Origin of the sequence: Xanthomonas sp. WHRI 8932A (genome assembly GCF_035012785.1) — a bacterium.
Taxonomy (GTDB): domain Bacteria; phylum Pseudomonadota; class Gammaproteobacteria; order Xanthomonadales; family Xanthomonadaceae; genus Xanthomonas.
This window is the reverse complement of record NZ_JAYGQQ010000004.1, coordinates 186,212-201,689: the sequence shown is the minus strand read 5'-3', so window position 1 is coordinate 201,689 and position 15,478 is coordinate 186,212. Positions and strand designations below refer to the sequence as shown.

General features: G+C 60.2%; 27 protein-coding genes. All 27 read left to right on the top strand.

All coding sequences use genetic code 11. From position 1 onward, the window contains the following. Position 1 precedes the first annotated feature (1 nt). The 27 genes from tuf to rpoA all read left to right on the top strand — a co-directional run bounded on the left by tuf (position 2) and on the right by rpoA (position 15,323). Positions 2-1,192, top strand: coding sequence for an elongation factor Tu (gene tuf, locus VC212_RS08070; RefSeq protein ID WP_115527199.1), 1,191 nt, complete (start codon positions 2-4; stop codon positions 1,190-1,192). 461 nt (positions 1,193-1,653) lie between these two features. Further along, the gene (gene rpsJ, locus VC212_RS08065; protein ID WP_003486723.1) at positions 1,654-1,965 is read left to right on the top strand and encodes a 30S ribosomal protein S10; all 312 of its coding nucleotides are present in this window, start codon (positions 1,654-1,656) and stop codon (positions 1,963-1,965) included. A gap of 11 nt (positions 1,966-1,976) precedes the next feature. Continuing rightward, entirely contained in the window at positions 1,977-2,627 is a 651-nt protein-coding gene (rplC, locus tag VC212_RS08060) for a 50S ribosomal protein L3 (protein WP_055846123.1), read from the top strand. Positions 2,628-2,639: 12 nt separating this feature from the next. Then, positions 2,640-3,245, top strand: a complete 606-nt coding sequence (rplD, locus tag VC212_RS08055; protein ID WP_055846344.1) for a 50S ribosomal protein L4 — start codon at positions 2,640-2,642, stop codon at positions 3,243-3,245. Then, positions 3,242-3,541, top strand: a complete 300-nt coding sequence (rplW, locus tag VC212_RS08050) for a 50S ribosomal protein L23 (RefSeq protein WP_002811694.1) — start codon at positions 3,242-3,244, stop codon at positions 3,539-3,541. Before rplD ends, rplW begins: the two co-directional genes overlap by 4 nt. Before the next feature lie 10 nt (positions 3,542-3,551). After that, positions 3,552-4,379 carry a 50S ribosomal protein L2 gene (gene rplB / locus VC212_RS08045; protein ID WP_003486715.1) on the top strand — a complete coding sequence of 276 codons (828 nt, stop codon included), beginning with the start codon at positions 3,552-3,554 and terminating at the stop codon, positions 4,377-4,379. Positions 4,380-4,385: 6 nt separating this feature from the next. Beyond that, a complete protein-coding gene (gene rpsS, locus VC212_RS08040) occupies positions 4,386-4,655 on the top strand; it encodes a 30S ribosomal protein S19 (RefSeq protein ID WP_005993369.1) in 270 nt (89 codons plus the stop codon). 12 nt (positions 4,656-4,667) lie between these two features. Beyond that, complete coding sequence (gene rplV / locus VC212_RS08035) at positions 4,668-5,003, top strand: 50S ribosomal protein L22 (protein ID WP_002811686.1); 336 nt, start codon at positions 4,668-4,670, stop codon at positions 5,001-5,003. A gap of 17 nt (positions 5,004-5,020) precedes the next feature. Beyond that, on the top strand, positions 5,021-5,755 hold the full coding sequence (rpsC, locus tag VC212_RS08030) for a 30S ribosomal protein S3 (protein ID WP_005993372.1): 735 nt from the start codon (positions 5,021-5,023) through the stop codon (positions 5,753-5,755). Between the two features lie 5 nt (positions 5,756-5,760). Further along, the gene (rplP, locus tag VC212_RS08025; protein WP_003486706.1) at positions 5,761-6,174 is read left to right on the top strand and encodes a 50S ribosomal protein L16; all 414 of its coding nucleotides are present in this window, start codon (positions 5,761-5,763) and stop codon (positions 6,172-6,174) included. Further along, positions 6,174-6,359 carry a 50S ribosomal protein L29 gene (gene rpmC / locus VC212_RS08020; protein WP_055846121.1) on the top strand — a complete coding sequence of 62 codons (186 nt, stop codon included), beginning with the start codon at positions 6,174-6,176 and terminating at the stop codon, positions 6,357-6,359. Before rplP ends, rpmC begins: the two co-directional genes overlap by 1 nt. 11 nt (positions 6,360-6,370) lie before the next feature. After that, on the top strand, positions 6,371-6,640 hold the full coding sequence (gene rpsQ, locus VC212_RS08015) for a 30S ribosomal protein S17 (protein ID WP_005993374.1): 270 nt from the start codon (positions 6,371-6,373) through the stop codon (positions 6,638-6,640). 14 nt (positions 6,641-6,654) lie between these two features. Continuing rightward, positions 6,655-7,023, top strand: coding sequence for a 50S ribosomal protein L14 (rplN, locus tag VC212_RS08010; RefSeq protein ID WP_003486699.1), 369 nt, complete (start codon positions 6,655-6,657; stop codon positions 7,021-7,023). Between the two features lie 15 nt (positions 7,024-7,038). After that, positions 7,039-7,356: a 50S ribosomal protein L24 gene (gene rplX / locus VC212_RS08005; protein WP_006450639.1), complete on the top strand. Its 318-nt coding sequence runs from the start codon at positions 7,039-7,041 to the stop codon at positions 7,354-7,356. Between the two features lie 11 nt (positions 7,357-7,367). Beyond that, the gene (gene rplE / locus VC212_RS08000) at positions 7,368-7,910 is read left to right on the top strand and encodes a 50S ribosomal protein L5 (protein ID WP_055846118.1); all 543 of its coding nucleotides are present in this window, start codon (positions 7,368-7,370) and stop codon (positions 7,908-7,910) included. An 18-nt stretch (positions 7,911-7,928) separates the two neighbouring features. Then, positions 7,929-8,234, top strand: coding sequence for a 30S ribosomal protein S14 (gene rpsN, locus VC212_RS07995; RefSeq protein ID WP_005917137.1), 306 nt, complete (start codon positions 7,929-7,931; stop codon positions 8,232-8,234). Positions 8,235-8,438: 204 nt separating this feature from the next. Continuing rightward, on the top strand, positions 8,439-8,837 hold the full coding sequence (gene rpsH, locus VC212_RS07990) for a 30S ribosomal protein S8 (protein WP_055846115.1): 399 nt from the start codon (positions 8,439-8,441) through the stop codon (positions 8,835-8,837). Positions 8,838-8,852: 15 nt separating this feature from the next. After that, complete coding sequence (gene rplF, locus VC212_RS07985) at positions 8,853-9,380, top strand: 50S ribosomal protein L6 (RefSeq protein ID WP_055846112.1); 528 nt, start codon at positions 8,853-8,855, stop codon at positions 9,378-9,380. 88 nt (positions 9,381-9,468) lie between these two features. Beyond that, complete coding sequence (gene rplR, locus VC212_RS07980) at positions 9,469-9,828, top strand: 50S ribosomal protein L18 (RefSeq protein WP_082473395.1); 360 nt, start codon at positions 9,469-9,471, stop codon at positions 9,826-9,828. Between the two features lie 158 nt (positions 9,829-9,986). Further along, a complete protein-coding gene (gene rpsE, locus VC212_RS07975; RefSeq protein ID WP_055846109.1) occupies positions 9,987-10,529 on the top strand; it encodes a 30S ribosomal protein S5 in 543 nt (180 codons plus the stop codon). Further along, positions 10,522-10,713, top strand: a complete 192-nt coding sequence (gene rpmD, locus VC212_RS07970) for a 50S ribosomal protein L30 (protein WP_006450646.1) — start codon at positions 10,522-10,524, stop codon at positions 10,711-10,713. Before rpsE ends, rpmD begins: the two co-directional genes overlap by 8 nt. Before the next feature lie 4 nt (positions 10,714-10,717). Beyond that, positions 10,718-11,161 carry a 50S ribosomal protein L15 gene (rplO, locus tag VC212_RS07965; protein ID WP_012439114.1) on the top strand — a complete coding sequence of 148 codons (444 nt, stop codon included), beginning with the start codon at positions 10,718-10,720 and terminating at the stop codon, positions 11,159-11,161. Positions 11,162-11,168: 7 nt separating this feature from the next. Next, on the top strand, positions 11,169-12,536 hold the full coding sequence (gene secY, locus VC212_RS07960; RefSeq protein ID WP_023902825.1) for a preprotein translocase subunit SecY: 1,368 nt from the start codon (positions 11,169-11,171) through the stop codon (positions 12,534-12,536). A 333-nt stretch (positions 12,537-12,869) separates the two neighbouring features. Then, on the top strand, positions 12,870-13,226 hold the full coding sequence (rpsM, locus tag VC212_RS07955; protein WP_003486672.1) for a 30S ribosomal protein S13: 357 nt from the start codon (positions 12,870-12,872) through the stop codon (positions 13,224-13,226). A gap of 10 nt (positions 13,227-13,236) precedes the next feature. Then, a complete protein-coding gene (rpsK, locus tag VC212_RS07950) occupies positions 13,237-13,629 on the top strand; it encodes a 30S ribosomal protein S11 (RefSeq protein ID WP_003486671.1) in 393 nt (130 codons plus the stop codon). A gap of 15 nt (positions 13,630-13,644) precedes the next feature. After that, a complete protein-coding gene (gene rpsD / locus VC212_RS07945) occupies positions 13,645-14,271 on the top strand; it encodes a 30S ribosomal protein S4 (RefSeq protein WP_002811641.1) in 627 nt (208 codons plus the stop codon). Positions 14,272-14,324: 53 nt separating this feature from the next. Next, complete coding sequence (gene rpoA / locus VC212_RS07940; RefSeq protein WP_002811635.1) at positions 14,325-15,323, top strand: DNA-directed RNA polymerase subunit alpha; 999 nt, start codon at positions 14,325-14,327, stop codon at positions 15,321-15,323. Positions 15,324-15,478 lie beyond the last annotated feature (155 nt).

Here is a 15,478-nt window from a genome sequence, read left to right as displayed (position 1 = left end):
CATGGCAAAAGCTAAATTCGAGCGCAACAAGCTGCACGTCAATGTCGGCACCATTGGTCACGTTGACCATGGCAAGACCACGTTGACCGCTGCGCTGACCAAGATCGGTGCTGAGCGTTTCGGTGGTGAGTTCAAGGCGTACGACGCGATCGACGCAGCGCCGGAAGAGAAGGCGCGTGGTATCACGATCTCGACCGCGCACGTCGAATACGAATCCCCGAACCGTCACTACGCACACGTTGACTGCCCCGGCCACGCCGACTACGTCAAGAACATGATCACCGGTGCTGCGCAGATGGATGGCGCGATTCTGGTGTGTTCGGCCGCTGACGGCCCGATGCCGCAGACCCGTGAGCACATCCTGCTGTCGCGTCAGGTTGGCGTGCCGCACATCGTGGTGTTCCTGAACAAGGCTGACATGGTCGACGACGCCGAGCTGCTCGAGCTGGTCGAAATGGAAGTGCGTGAGCTGCTGAGCAAGTACGATTTCCCGGGCGACGACACCCCGATCATTCATGGTTCGGCGCGTCTTGCGCTGGACGGTGATCAGAGCGAAATCGGCGTGCCGGCGATCCTGAAGCTGGTCGATGCACTGGACAGCTTCATTCCGGATCCGACCCGCGACGTGGACCGTCCGTTCCTGATGCCGGTCGAAGACGTGTTCTCGATCTCCGGCCGCGGCACCGTGGTGACCGGTCGTATCGAGCGCGGCATCATCAAGGTTGGCGACGAAATTGAAATCGTCGGTATCCGCGATACGCAGAAGACCACCGTCACCGGCGTGGAAATGTTCCGCAAGCTGCTGGATCAGGGTCAGGCAGGCGACAACGCCGGTCTGCTGCTGCGCGGCACCAAGCGTGACGACGTCGAGCGCGGCCAGGTGCTGTGCAAGCCGGGTTCGATCAAGCCGCATACCGAGTTTGAAGCCGAAGTTTACGTGCTGTCCAAGGATGAGGGTGGTCGTCATACCCCGTTCTTCAAGGGCTACCGTCCGCAGTTCTACTTCCGTACCACCGACATCACTGGCGCCTGCCAGCTGCCGGAAGGCGTGGAAATGGTGATGCCGGGCGACAACGTGAAGATGGTCGTGACGCTGATCAACCCGGTCGCGATGGATGAAGGTCTGCGCTTCGCAATTCGCGAAGGCGGCCGGACCGTCGGCGCCGGCGTGGTTGCCAAGATCGTCAAGTAAGTAATGCCTGCAGTTCGGCGACTCTGGTCGCCGACGCAATCAAAAGGGTCGGCGCAAGCCGGCCCTTTTTTTGGCCGCAGGTAGGTCAGGCGGGCGAGAAGTAGGATTAATTGAATGGACGCTTGCGCAGCTAAACATCGCTCGCTATAATGCGCGGCTCGGTGTCCCTGGGTAGGGCGCTGAGTTCACAGCGAAAAGAACGGCAGGAAGCCGCTCGTGTTCGCCAGACCGGGAAGGTCGCGTTGCATGGAGCACTCAACAACTCAGTGGTTGTTGACCGTGCTCTAGCTGCGCATTATACTTTTCCGTCTGGGCAGGCCGGTTTACCGGGCTGCCTCAGTTTTTGGGCGGAGGAAAGCCCTCGTCGGCAGGATGTCTGGCGATTTCACCAATGCAGGAATACCGGGGCAGGTATCCCAGAGGCCTTGCCCGTCGCTCTTTTAACGAAGGAAGCTTCCGTCATGTCGGAACAAAAGATCCGGATTCGGTTGAAGGCGTTCGATCATCGTTTGATCGACCGTTCGGCCAGCGAGATCGTCGAAACGGCTAAGCGGACCGGCGCGCAAGTGCGTGGCCCGATCCCGTTGCCGACCAAGATCGAACGTTACACCATCCTCGTATCCCCGCATGCCGACAAGGATGCGCGTGACCAATACGAAACCCGCACGCACAAGCGTGTGCTCGATATCGTCGACCCGAACGACAAGACCGTGGACGCGCTGATGAAGCTCGAACTCGCGGCTGGCGTCGACGTACAGATCAAGTTGACCTGAGGACTACGACCATGACGAAGAAATATTCGTTGGGCTTCGTAGGCCGCAAGGCTGGCATGAGCCGCGTCTTCACTGAAGATGGCCGCTCCGTGCCGGTTACGCTGATCGAAGCAACTCCGAACCGCATCGCGCAGATCAAGACCGTTGAAACCGACGGCTACAGCGCAGTGCAGATTACCGTTGGCGCGCGTCGCGCCGCACTGGTCAACAAGCCGGCCTCCGGTCACTTCGCCAAGGCGAAGGTCGAAGCGGGTCGCGGCTTGTGGGAATTCCGCGTTGAAGATGCGCAGCTCGGCGATTTCGCCGTCGGCGGCGAAATCAAGGCGGACATCTTCGAGGTCGGCCAAAAGGTCGACGTCCAGGGCGTCACCAAGGGTAAGGGTTTCCAGGGCACCATCAAGCGCTACAACTTCCGTATGGGCGATGCAACTCACGGTAACTCGCTGTCGCATCGCGCGCCGGGTTCGTTGGGTCAGCGCCAGACCCCGGGTCGCGTTTTCCCGGGTAAGAAGATGTCGGGCCACATGGGCGCCGTGCAGCAAAGCACGCTGAACCTGGAAGTGGTCAAGGTCGACGTCGAGCGTGGTCTGATTGCTATCCGCGGCGCCGTGCCTGGCGCAGCTGGTGGCGATGTGATCGTCCGTCCGGCGAGCAAGGCATAAGGAGAGATGACGATGGAACTCGTTATCACGGGTAGCAATAACAAGGTCTCGGTCTCCGATGCCGTGTTCGGTCGCGAATTCAGCGAAGATCTGGTTCACCAGGTCGTCGTCGCTTATCGCAACGCCGGTCGCGCTGGTACCAAGGCACAGAAGACGCGTTCGGAAGTTGCGGGCACGACCAAGAAGTCGAAGAAGCAGAAGGGCGGTGGTGCGCGTCATGGCGCGTTGACGGCTCCGATCTTCGTCGGCGGCGGCGTGACCTTCGCGGCCAAGCCGCGCAGCTTCGAGCAGAAAGTCAACCGCAAGATGTACCGTGCGGCCATCTGCGCGATCTTCTCTGAGCTTAATCGCCAGGGTCGCCTGATGATCGTCGATGCGTTCGACGTCGAAACCACCAAGACCCAGGGTCTGATCGAGAAGTTGAAGGGACTGGATGTGGGCAAGCGCCCGCTGATCGTCACCGAAGAAGCTTCCGAGCACCTGTATCTGTCCGCTCGCAATCTGCCGTATGTGCAGGTGCGTGATGTGCAGGGTCTGGATCCGGTCGCTTTGGTTGGGGCCGATACGGTCGTGATCACCGCCGATGCGGTCAAGAAGATCGAGGAGTGGCTGGCATGAGCAGCAACGAAAAAATCTTCAGCGTGCTGCGTGCTCCGCGAGTCTCTGAAAAGACCGCGCGCCTGCAGGAAATCTCCAACCAGTATGTCTTCGAAGTTTCGAACGAAGCCACCAAGGCCGATGTAAAGGCCGCGGTTGAGCAGCTGTTCGACGTCAAGGTCAAGGCAGTCAACGTGGTCAACGTCAAGGGCAAGAGCAAGTCCTTCCGTAACCGTGCTGGCAGCCGTGGCAATTGGCGCAAGGCGTACGTCCGCCTGGTTGATGGTCAGTCCATCGACGTAACGGCCAAGGCCTGAGGTCCATCCCATGCCATTGATGAAGTTCAAACCCACCTCTCCCGGCCGTCGTTCCGCCGTGCGCGTGGTTACTCCCGATCTGCACAAGGGCGCACCGCACGCGGCGCTGCTCGATTCGCAGAGCAAGTCCGGTGGTCGTAACCACCATGGCCGCATCACCGTGCGTCACGTCGGTGGTGGCCACAAGCAGCACTACCGCATCATCGACTTCAAGCGCAACAAGGAAGGTATTCCGGCGCGTGTGGAGCGGATCGAATACGATCCGAACCGTACCGCTCATATCGCCCTGCTGTGCTACGTCGACGGCGAGCGTCGCTACATCATCGCCCCCAAGGGCCTGAAGGCTGGCGACCAGGTTATTGCCGGTGCCAATGCACCGATCAAGACCGGTAACACGCTGCCGCTGCGTAACATCCCGGTCGGTACGACGGTGCACGGTATCGAGCTGAAGCCGGGTAAGGGCGCTCAGATCGCACGTGCTGCCGGTGCAGCCGTCCAGCTGGTCGCTCGCGAAGGCATCTATGCCACGCTGCGTCTGCGCTCGGGCGAAATGCGCAAGGTGCCTGTCGAATGCCGTGCCACCATCGGTGAAGTCGGCAACGACGAGCACAACCTCGAGAAGTTGGGCAAGGCCGGCGCCAAGCGTTGGCGCGGTGTTCGCCCGACCGTTCGCGGTGCGGCCATGAACCCGGTCGATCACCCGCACGGTGGTGGTGAAGCGAAGGCTGGTCAGGGTAATCCGCATCCGGTCACCCCGTGGGGTGTTCCGACCAAGGGTTACAAGACGCGCAAGAACAAGCGCACCCAGCAATTCATCGTCCGCGATCGTAGGGGCTAATCGACCATGGCACGTTCACTTAAGAAGGGCCCGTTCGTCGATCACCACCTTGCAAAGAAGGTGGAGTCCGCTGCGGGTAGCAAGAAGCCGATCAAGACCTGGTCGCGCCGTTCGATGATCCTGCCGGAAATGGTAGGCATCACCATCGCCGTGCATAACGGCAAGAACCACATTCCGGTGCTCGTCAACGAGAATATGGTCGGCCACAAGCTCGGCGAATTTGCCGTCACCCGGACCTTCAAGGGTCACGGTGGCGACAAGAAGTCGAGCAGGTAAGGAGAGATGACGATGGAAGCGAAAGCAATCCTGCGCACCGCGCGCATCTCCCCGCAGAAGGCCCGCCTGGTCGCTGACCAGGTGCGTGGTTTGTCCGCCGAGCGTGCGGTCAATCTGCTGAAGTTCTCGGACAAAAAGGCTGCACACCTGATCAAAAAGGTTGTGGAGTCGGCTATTGCCAATGCCGAGAACAATCAGGGCGCGGATGTCGACGAGCTGAAGGTCAAGACCATCATGGTTGATGAAGGTCCGTCCCTGAAGCGTTTCATGGCGCGGGCGAAAGGCCGCGGTACCCGCATCCTCAAGCGCACCAGTCACATCACTGTGATTGTTGGCGCCGCCAAGTAAGCGGAAAGGAAAAGACCATGGGTCATAAAGTTCATCCGACTGGAATCCGTCTTGGTATCTCCAAAGACTGGAATTCCAAGTGGTACGCAAACAAGGGCGATTTCGCTGCCTATTTGGCAGCCGACCTGAAAGTGCGTGAAATGCTGCGCAAGAAGCTCGCGCAGGCAGGTGTCAGCAAGATCTTGATCGAGCGCCCTGCCAAAACCGCCCGCGTGACGATTCACACTGCCCGTCCGGGCGTGGTGATCGGCAAGCGTGGCGAGGACATCGAAAAGCTGCGTAAGGAAGTGAGCGAGCTGATGGGCGTTCCGGCGCACATCAACGTCACCGAAGTGCGCAAGCCGGAGCTGGATGCGCAGCTGGTCGCTGAATCGATCGCGCAGCAGCTTGAGCGTCGCATCATGTTCCGCCGCGCAATGAAGCGCTCGGTCGGTAACGCGATGCGCTTGGGTGCCCTGGGCATCAAGGTCAATGTGGCTGGCCGCCTCAACGGTGCAGAAATCGCCCGTTCGGAGTGGTACCGCGAAGGCCGCGTGCCGCTGCACACGCTACGTGCCGACATTGATTACGGTTTTGCCGAGGCGTCCACGACGTACGGCATCATCGGCATCAAGGTCTGGATCTATAAGGGCGAAGTCTTCGACTTCTCTCAGGTTGGCCAGGAAAAGCAGGACGACAGCCCGCGCAACGATCGTAACGATCGCGGCGACCGTGGTGACCGCCCGTCGCGCCCGGCTCGTGAAGCGAGGTAACGGCAATGTTGCAACCCAAGCGAACCAAATATCGCAAGATGCACAAGGGCCGCAATGACGGCCTGGCATGGAGCGGAAACGCCGTCAGCTTCGGCGAATACGGTCTCAAGGCCACGGCGCACGGTCAGCTGACCGCACGCCAGATTGAAGCAGCACGCCGCACGATCAGCCGCCACGTCAAAAAGGGCGGAAAGATGTGGATCCGTGTGTTCCCCGACAAGCCGATCACCAAGAAGCCGATCGAAGTCCGCATGGGCTCCGGTAAGGGCAACGTGGAGTACTGGGTCGCGCAGATTCAGCCGGGCCGCATGATCTATGAAATCGAGGGTATTCCCGAAGAGACTGCACGTGAGGCGTTCCGCCTTGCCGCTGCCAAGCTCTCGGTGACGACCACTTTCGTGACCCGGACGGTGCGCTGATGGATATCAAACAACTCCGCGAGAAGTCGGCTGACGAACTGAAGGCCCACCTGACCGATCTGCGTAAGGAGCAGTTCTCGCTCCGCATGCAGCAGGTCACCGGCCAGCTGCCGAAGACCCACGATACCCGCCGGGTGCGCCGCGAGATTGCTCGCGTCAAGCACCTGCTCGGCAGCACCAAGTAAGGACGGCCGCGATGAGCGACAACAACGAAAAGCAAGCGCTGCGCACGGTCGAAGGCCGTGTCGTCAGCAACAAGATGGACAAGACGGTCACCGTGTTGGTGGAGCGCCAGGTCAAGCATGCTCTGTACGGTAAGTACATCAAGCGCTCGACCAAGCTGCACGCACACGATGCCGACAATGCCTGTAATGAAGGCGACGTCGTGCGTGTGACCGAGATTGCTCCAATGTCCAAGACCAAGAACTGGCGGGTGGTCGAAATCGTCACCCGTTCGGCCGGCTAAGGGAGATCTGAATCATGATCCAGATGCAGAGCTACCTCGATGTGGCCGACAATTCGGGTGCCAAGGAAGTGATGTGCATCAAGGTGCTGGGCGGCTCGAAGCGCCGCTACGCACACATTGGCGACATCATCAAGGTGACCGTCAAGGACGCCATTCCGCGTGGCAAGGTCAAGAAAGGCGAAGTCTACGACGCCGTCGTGGTGCGTACCCGCAAGGGTGTGCGCCGTCCCGACGGTTCGTTGATCCGCTTCGATGGCAATGCCGCTGTGCTGTTGAACAATAAGCAGGAGCCGATCGGGACCCGCATCTTCGGGCCGGTGACGCGCGAGCTGCGTTCCGAGAAGTTCATGAAGATCGTCTCGCTCGCTCCCGAAGTGCTGTGAGCGGAGGACATACACATGGCTAACCGTATCAAGAAGGGCGACCAGGTCGTCATCAACACCGGCAAGGACAAGGGTAAGCAGGGTGAAGTTGTGCGTGTGGACGGCGATCGCGTGATCGTCTCCAATGCCAACATCATCAAGCGCCACACCAAGCCGAACCCGCAGGCGGGTGTCGCCGGCGGCGTGGTCGAGCGTGAAGCGTCGATCCATATCTCCAACGTCAATATCGTCAACCCGGCAACGGGCAAGGGCGAGCGCGTTGGCTTCAAGGTGCTGGAGGATGGACGCAAATTGCGTGTGTTCCGCTCCAGCGGTGAGGCGCTCGACGCCTGAGGAATGAGATCATGAACACTCGTCTCGAAAAGTTTTACAAGGAAAACGTGGTGCCGGCCCTGATGAAGGAATTCGGCTACTCCAATCCGATGGAAGTGCCGAAGCTGGTCAAGGTCACGCTCAACATGGGCGTGGGCGAGGCGGCTACCAACAAGAAGATTCTTGAAAATGCGGTCGCCGACATGTCCAAGATCTCCGGTCAAAAGCCGGTGGTCACCAAGTCGCGCGTTTCGGTCGCATCGTTCAAGATTCGTGACGGTTGGCCGATCGGCTGCAAGACCACCTTGCGTCGCGCCAAGATGTACGAGTTCCTGGATCGCCTGATCAACATCTCGTTGCCGCGCGTGCGCGACTTCCGTGGTGTGTCCGGTCGTTCCTTCGACGGTCGTGGCAACTTCAACATGGGTGTGAAGGAACAGATCATCTTCCCGGAAATCGACTTCGACGCCGTCGACGCGATTCGCGGTATGGACATCGCCATCACCACCACCGCCAAGACGGATGCGGAAGCGAAGGCGCTGCTGGCAGCGTTCAAGTTCCCGTTCCGTAACTGACCGTCGAGGACATCCGAAATGGCAAAGACCTCCATGATCCACCGCGACATCAAGCGTGCAAAGTTGGCGAAGAAATTCGCCGGCAAGCGTGATGCGCTGAAGAAGATCCTCTCCAGTCAGGATGCGTCCTACGAAGAGAAGATCGATGCTTCGACCAAGTTGCAGAAGCTGCCGCGCGATTCGTCGCCGAGCCGCCACCGCAACCGTTGCGAGCTGTCCGGTCGTCCGCGCGGTGTGTACCGCAAGTTCGGTCTGGGTCGCAACATGCTCCGCAAGGCCACGATGAACGGTGACGTTCCGGGTCTGCGTAAGGCAAGCTGGTAACAGCATTCCGGCCGTTCGCGGCCGGTTTGAGCAGGATTGTTCTGTTCAACAAGGGAGTCCGACGCAAGTCGGGCTCTTTTGTCGTATACTTCCGCTTCTGTCTTGCCCGTACGGGCTCGGCGTAGCGTCAAGGGTCCTGGCCCATCCCCAGGAAAACACAAGATTTTCGCGAAAGCGGATATCGGTGCACTCAAAGGTACTCATATGAGCATGACTGATCCCATCGCCGACCTGCTGGTTCGCATCAAGAATGCGGCCGCGGTTGGTAAGCAGACGGTGAAATTGCCGTCATCCAAGATCAAGGTTGCGATCGCCCAAGTCCTGAAGGACGAGGGTTACATCACCGACCTGCGCGTAACGGCCACCGAGAACAATAAATCGGAGCTGGAAATCGTGCTGAAGTATTTCGAAGGCCGTCCGGTCATCGAGTCCCTGAAGCGTTTCTCGCGCTCGGGTCTGCGTCAGTACCGCGGCAAGACCGAGCTGCCCAAGGTCCTCGGTGGCCTGGGTATCGCCATCATCTCCACGTCGAAGGGCATCATGACCGATGCGCAGGCTCGCGAAGCCGGCGTTGGTGGTGAAGTCCTGTGCTTCGTGGCCTAAGGGAAGGAATCGAACATGTCCCGTGTAGCCAAGAAGCCTGTGTCCCTTCCGAAGGGTGTTGAACTCAACGTCCAGCCTGAGCTGGTTAGCGTCAAGGGCCCGAAGGGCACGTTGACCCTGCCGAAGCCGGTGGGCGTGGAAATCGCCATCGACGGCGATGTTGCAACCCTGTCGGCCAACGATCCGTCGCAGCTCGCCATCACCGGCACTGTGCGCGCCATCCTTGCCAATATGGTCAAGGGTGTGTCCGAAGGCTTCGAGCGCAAGCTCGAGCTGGTCGGCGTCGGTTACCGTGCTGCCATGCAGGGCAAGGATCTGAGCCTGGCGCTCGGTTTCTCGCACCCGCTGGTGTTCGTGGCGCCGGAAGGCATCACGCTGTCGACCCCGACCCAGACCGAAATTCTGGTCCAGGGCGCCGACAAGCAGCGCGTCGGCGAAGTCGCCGCCAAGATTCGCGGTTTCCGTCCGCCGGAGCCCTACAAGGGCAAGGGTGTGAAGTACGCCGGTGAAGTCATCATTCGCAAGGAAGCCAAGAAGGCTTAATGGCGAGTCCCTCGCAAGAGCCCGCACATACATGTGCGGACTTTTAACAGGAGCGCGCTTTTCCTTCAGCTTCCGTAGGATAAATATCATGAGCATCAACAAGAACATCGCCCGTCTGCGTCGCGCCAAATCCACCCGCTCGCACATCCGCGAACTGGGTGTCGCCCGTCTGTCGGTGCTGCGCACCGGTCAGCACCTGTATGCACAGGTCTTCACTGCCGATGGTTCCAAGGTGATCGCTGCGGCGAATACCCTGCAGGCCGACGTCAAGGATGGTCTGAAGAACGGCAAGAACAGCGATGCAGCCGTCAAGGTTGGCAGGTTGATCGCCGAGCGCGCCAAGGCTGCCGGTATCGAGAAGGTCGCATTCGATCGCTCGGGCTACCGCTACCACGGCCGCATCAAGGCGTTGGCCGATGCAGCTCGCGAAGGCGGCCTGCAGTTCTAAGTACTGCTGCGGATGTGGCCGTCGGCTGCATCCGCGTTTCCGCCGGCAGGGAGATGCCGGACCGTCCCGTTCTTTTGTAGCGGCCACGGGAACACTGCTTCACTCCACAACCATAAGCGGCCTAGAGCCGTACATACTCAATCAATCAAGGAATCAAGATGGCAGAAGAACGTGCACCGCGGGGTCGTGATCGCGACCGTAACCGCGAAGAGAAAGTCGACGATGGCATGATCGAAAAGCTGGTCGCGGTTAATCGCGTCAGCAAGACGGTTAAGGGCGGTCGTCAGTTCACCTTTACCGCGCTGACCGTGGTCGGCGATGGTCTGGGCAAGGTTGGTTTCGGTTATGGCAAGGCGCGCGAAGTGCCGGTCGCCATCCAGAAGTCGATGGAACAGGCGCGCAAGAACCTGGCCAGCGTCGATCTGAATAACGGCACCTTGTGGCACGCCGTCAAGTCCGGCCATGGCGCAGCGCGTGTTTACATGCAGCCCGCCTCGGAAGGTACTGGCGTCATTGCTGGTGGCGCCATGCGCGCTGTGCTGGAAGCGGTTGGCGTGAAGAACGTGCTGGCCAAGGCAGTTGGTTCGCGTAATCCGATCAACCTGGTCCGTGCAACCCTGAAGGGTCTGTCGGAAGTGCAGTCGCCGACGCGTGTTGCGGCTAAGCGCGGCAAGAAGGTGGAGGAGCTCAATCATGGCTAAGGACACTGGCAAGACTGTAAAGGTGCGCCTGGTGCGCGGCCTGCGTGGTACCCAGTCGCGTCACCGCCTGTCGGTGCACGCGTTGGGCCTGAATAAGATCAACGATGTGCGTGAACTCAAGGACAGCCCGCAGGTTCGCGGCCTGATCAATACGGTTCACTACCTCGTCAAGGTTGAGGACTAATCCAATGACTATGCATCTCAATGACCTCAAGCCCGCCGATGGCGCCCGTACCGAGCGTACGCGCGTCGGTCGCGGTATCGGTTCTGGCCTTGGCAAGACCTGTGGTCGTGGCCACAAGGGCTCGTTCGCGCGTAAGGGCGGCGGCAAGATCAAGGCTGGCTTCGAAGGCGGCCAGACTCCGATGCAGCGTCGTCTGCCGAAGATCGGTTTCCGCTCCAAGATGGCGCGCGACAGCGCAGAAGTGCTGTCCTACCAGCTGGATAAGCTGGAAGCAGGTGAAATCGACTTTGCAGCGCTGCGTGCGGCCAATCTGGTCCCGAGCCGCGCCAAGAAGGCGAAGATCGTGCTGAAGGGCGAGCTGAGCAAGAAGTTCGTGCTGAAGGGCGTTGCGGCTACCGCAGGCGCCAAGGCAGCAATCGAAGCTGCCGGCGGCAGCGTAGAGGAGTAATCGGCAGATGGCGCAGGCTGGCATTGGTAACCTCGGTGGCGGGCTCGGCAAGTTCACGGAACTTCGCCAGCGGCTACTGTTCGTCCTCGGGGCATTGATCGTCTATCGCATCGGCTGCTATGTGCCGGTGCCGGGCGTGAATCCCGATGCCATGCTTTCGTTGATGCAGGCGCAGGGTGGCGGCATCGTGGACATGTTCAACATGTTCTCGGGCGGCGCCCTGCACCGTTTCAGCATCTTTGCATTGAACGTCATGCCGTACATTTCGGCATCGATCGTGATTCAGTTGGCCACGCATATCTTTCCCGCCCTCAAGGCGATGCAGAAGGAAGGCGAGTCGGGTCGACGCAAGATCACCCAATATTCGCGTATCGGCGCGGTGCTTCTGGCAGTAGTGCAGGGCGGCAGTATCGCGCTCGCGTTGCAGAACCAGACGGCGCCAGGTGGCGCTCCGGTTGTCTACGCGCCAGGCATGGGCTTCGTGCTGACCGCAGTCATTGCGTTGACCGCCGGCACTATCTTTTTGATGTGGGTTGGCGAGCAAGTTACCGAGCGTGGTATCGGTAACGGCGTGTCGCTGATCATCTTTGCCGGCATCGTTGCTGGTCTGCCGTCGGGCGCGATTCAAACCGTCGAAGCATTCCGCGAAGGCAACCTGAGCTTCATCTCGCTGTTGCTGATCGTCATCACCATCCTGGCGTTTACGCTGTTTGTGGTGTTCGTCGAACGCGGGCAACGGCGTATTACGGTCAACTACGCGCGCCGTCAGGGCGGTCGCAATGCGTATATGAATCAGACCTCGTTCCTGCCCTTGAAGCTCAATATGGCAGGCGTGATTCCGCCGATTTTCGCATCGAGCATCCTGGCATTTCCGGCCACGTTGTCGATGTGGTCCGGTCAGGCTGCATCGGGTAGTGGTGTAGGTTCGTGGCTGCAGAAGATCGCCAATGCGCTTGGGCCGGGTGAACCGGTTCACATGTTGGTGTTCGCTGCACTGATCATCGGCTTCGCGTTCTTCTACACGGCGCTGGTGTTCAACTCGCAGGAAACCGCCGACAACCTCAAGAAGTCTGGCGCGTTGATTCCGGGTATCCGTCCGGGCAAGGCCACGGCCGATTATGTCGATGGCGTGCTGACGCGGCTGACAGCGGCGGGTTCGTTGTACCTGGTGATCGTCTGCTTGCTGCCGGAAATCATGCGCACGCAGCTCGGCACGTCGTTTCACTTCGGCGGCACCTCGCTGTTGATTGCGGTGGTCGTGGTGATGGATTTCATTGCGCAGATCCAGGCGCACCTGATGTCGCATCAGTATGAGAGCTTGCTGAAGAAGGCCAACCTGAAGGGCGGCTCGCGCGGCGGTCTCGCTCGCGGTTAAGTGGTACACTAGATCTTCATTACGTGAAGACGGCCTGGTTCCCGGGCCACGATCTTCCGATCAGAAGGGCGGCTCGCGCGACGTCTCGCGCGCGGGTGTGACGGGGTGGTCCTGTGCGGGAGTAGCACAGGCGATTCGGAGAAGTTTTCTGGATCAACACCGTCCGGCGCCGGAGCGAGGGCACACTCCCCACGCCGGGTCCATGGAACTTCTGGTTCCACGGGCTTCAAAGCAATCCGAGGCCTTGCTATAATTCCGAGTTCACTTTTTGATCCATCCTGCCGGATGGCGCCTGGGCGCTGTCGGGCCATCACTCAGTTGGAGAATCGCGTCATGGCGCGTATTGCAGGCGTCAACCTGCCAGCCCAGAAGCACGTCTGGGTCGGGTTGCAAAGCATCTACGGCATCGGCCGTACCCGTTCGAAGAAGCTCTGCGAATCCGCAGGCGTTACCTCGACCACGAAGATTCGTGATCTGTCCGAACCCGAAATCGAGCGCCTGCGCGCCGAAGTCGGCAAGTATGTCGTCGAAGGCGACCTGCGCCGCGAAATCGGTATCGCGATCAAGCGACTGATGGACCTGGGCTGCTATCGCGGTCTGCGCCATCGCCGTGGTCTCCCGCTGCGTGGTCAGCGCACCCGTACCAACGCCCGCACCCGTAAGGGTCCGCGCAAGGCGATCAGGAAGTAAGGGATAGATCATGGCAAAGCCAGCAGAAAAGAAAACGAAGAAGAAGATCAAGCGCGTCATCACTGACGGCGTCGCTCACGTCCATGCTTCGTTCAACAACACCATCGTCACCATCACCGATCGCCAGGGCAACGCCTTGTCGTGGGCTACGTCCGGCGGCGCCGGGTTCCGTGGTTCGCGTAAGTCGACCCCGTTCGCTGCTCAGGTTGCCGCCGAAAAGGCTGGCCGCGCTGCGCTCGACTACGGCGTGAAGTCGCTGGAAGTACGTATCAAGGGTCCGGGTCCGGGCCGTGAGTCGGCCGTGCGTTCGTTGAACAACGTGGGCTACAAGATCACCAACATCATCGACGTGACGCCAATCCCGCACAACGGGTGCCGTCCGCCGAAGAAGCGTCGCGTCTAAAGGGAGCGATAAGAAATGGCTCGTTATATCGGTCCTACCTGTAAGCTCGCGCGCCGTGAAGGCGCCGACCTTTCCCTCAAGAGCCCGGCGCGTGCGCTGGACTCCAAGTGCAAGCTTGAGCAGAAGCCCGGCCAACACGGCGCGGCTCGCAAGGGCAAGCTCTCCGACTATGCTACCCAGCTGCGTGAGAAGCAGAAGGTCAAGCGTATTTACGGTCTGCTGGAACGTCAGTTCCGCAACTACTACAAGAAGGCCTCGACCAAGAAGGGCAACACCGGCGAGAACTTGCTGCAGTTGTTGGAAACCCGTCTGGACAACGTCTGCTACCGCATGGGCTTTGCCGTCACCCGTCCGGCTGCGCGCCAGCTGGTGTCGCACCGTGGCGTGCTGGTCAATGGCAAGTCGGTGAATCTGGCTTCGTACCAGATCAAGGCTGGCGATGCGATCACGCTGTCGGAAAAGGCACAGAAGCAGCTCCGCGTGCAGGAAGCCCTGACCGTGGCTGAGCAGCACGACATGACGCCGTCGTGGGTCGAGGTCGATTCGAAGAAGTTCAGCGGCGTGTTCAAGGCCGTGCCGGATCGCGCTGACCTGCCTTCGGATATCAACGAAGCGCTGATCGTCGAGTTGTATTCGAAGTAATTCACATTGGAGAGCCTCCGGCACTGCCGGAGGTTCGCAGGAGACCCCGCAACATGACGGTTACCGCCAACCAGGTTCTGCGCCCTCGTGGTCCGCAGATCGAACGTCTTACCGACAACCGTGCCAAGGTCGTGATCGAGCCCTTGGAGCGCGGTTACGGGCACACGCTGGGCAATGCCCTGCGTCGTGTGCTGTTGTCGTCGATCCCCGGTTTTGCGATTACCGAGGTCGAAATCGACGGCGTGCTGCACGAGTACACCACGGTCGAGGGTTTGCAGGAAGACGTGCTTGACGTCCTGCTGAACCTGAAAGACGTGGCGATTCGTATGCACAGTGGCGACAGCGCCACGCTTTCGCTGTCCAAGCAGGGTCCGGGTACGGTCACTGCGGCCGACATCAGGACCGATCACAACGTTGAGATCATCAACGGTGACCACGTGATCTGCCACCTGACCAAAGACACCGCACTGAACATGCGTTTGAAGATCGAGCGTGGGTTCGGCTATCAGCCGGCTGCTGCACGTCGTCGTCCGGACGAAGAGACCCGTACCATCGGTCGTCTGATGCTGGATGCGTCGTTCTCGCCGGTGCGTCGCGTTGCCTACGCCGTGGAAGCTGCACGCGTCGAACAGCGCACCGACCTCGACAAGCTGGTCATCGATATCGAAACCAACGGCACGATCGATGCCGAGGAAGCCGTGCGCACCGCCGCCGACATCCTCAGCGATCAGCTGTCGGTGTTCGGTGACTTCACCCACCGCGATCGCGGTGCGGCCAAGCCGGCTGCCAGCGGCGTGGATCCGGTGCTGCTGCGCCCGATCGACGACCTCGAGCTGACCGTGCGTTCGGCCAACTGCCTCAAGGCCGAGAGCATCTACTACATCGGCGATCTGATCCAGAAGACCGAAGTGGAGCTGCTCAAGACCCCGAATCTGGGCAAGAAGTCGCTGACCGAAATCAAGGAAGTGCTGGCACAGCGCGGCCTTGCATTGGGCATGAAGCTGGAAAACTGGCCGCCGGCCGGTGTCGCCCAGCACGGCATGCTTGGTTAATGTTTCAAGGCATGGGCGTCTTCGGGCGCCCATGTTTGTTTTTCCACATCGACGGGCCAAAGCCCGCGATGACACCCGGTCGAAGGACGGCCGGTTCGGACCAACCGCAGTCCATTCAACAGCGCCAGGATGGCGACAACGTCTCTCAGTAGTCT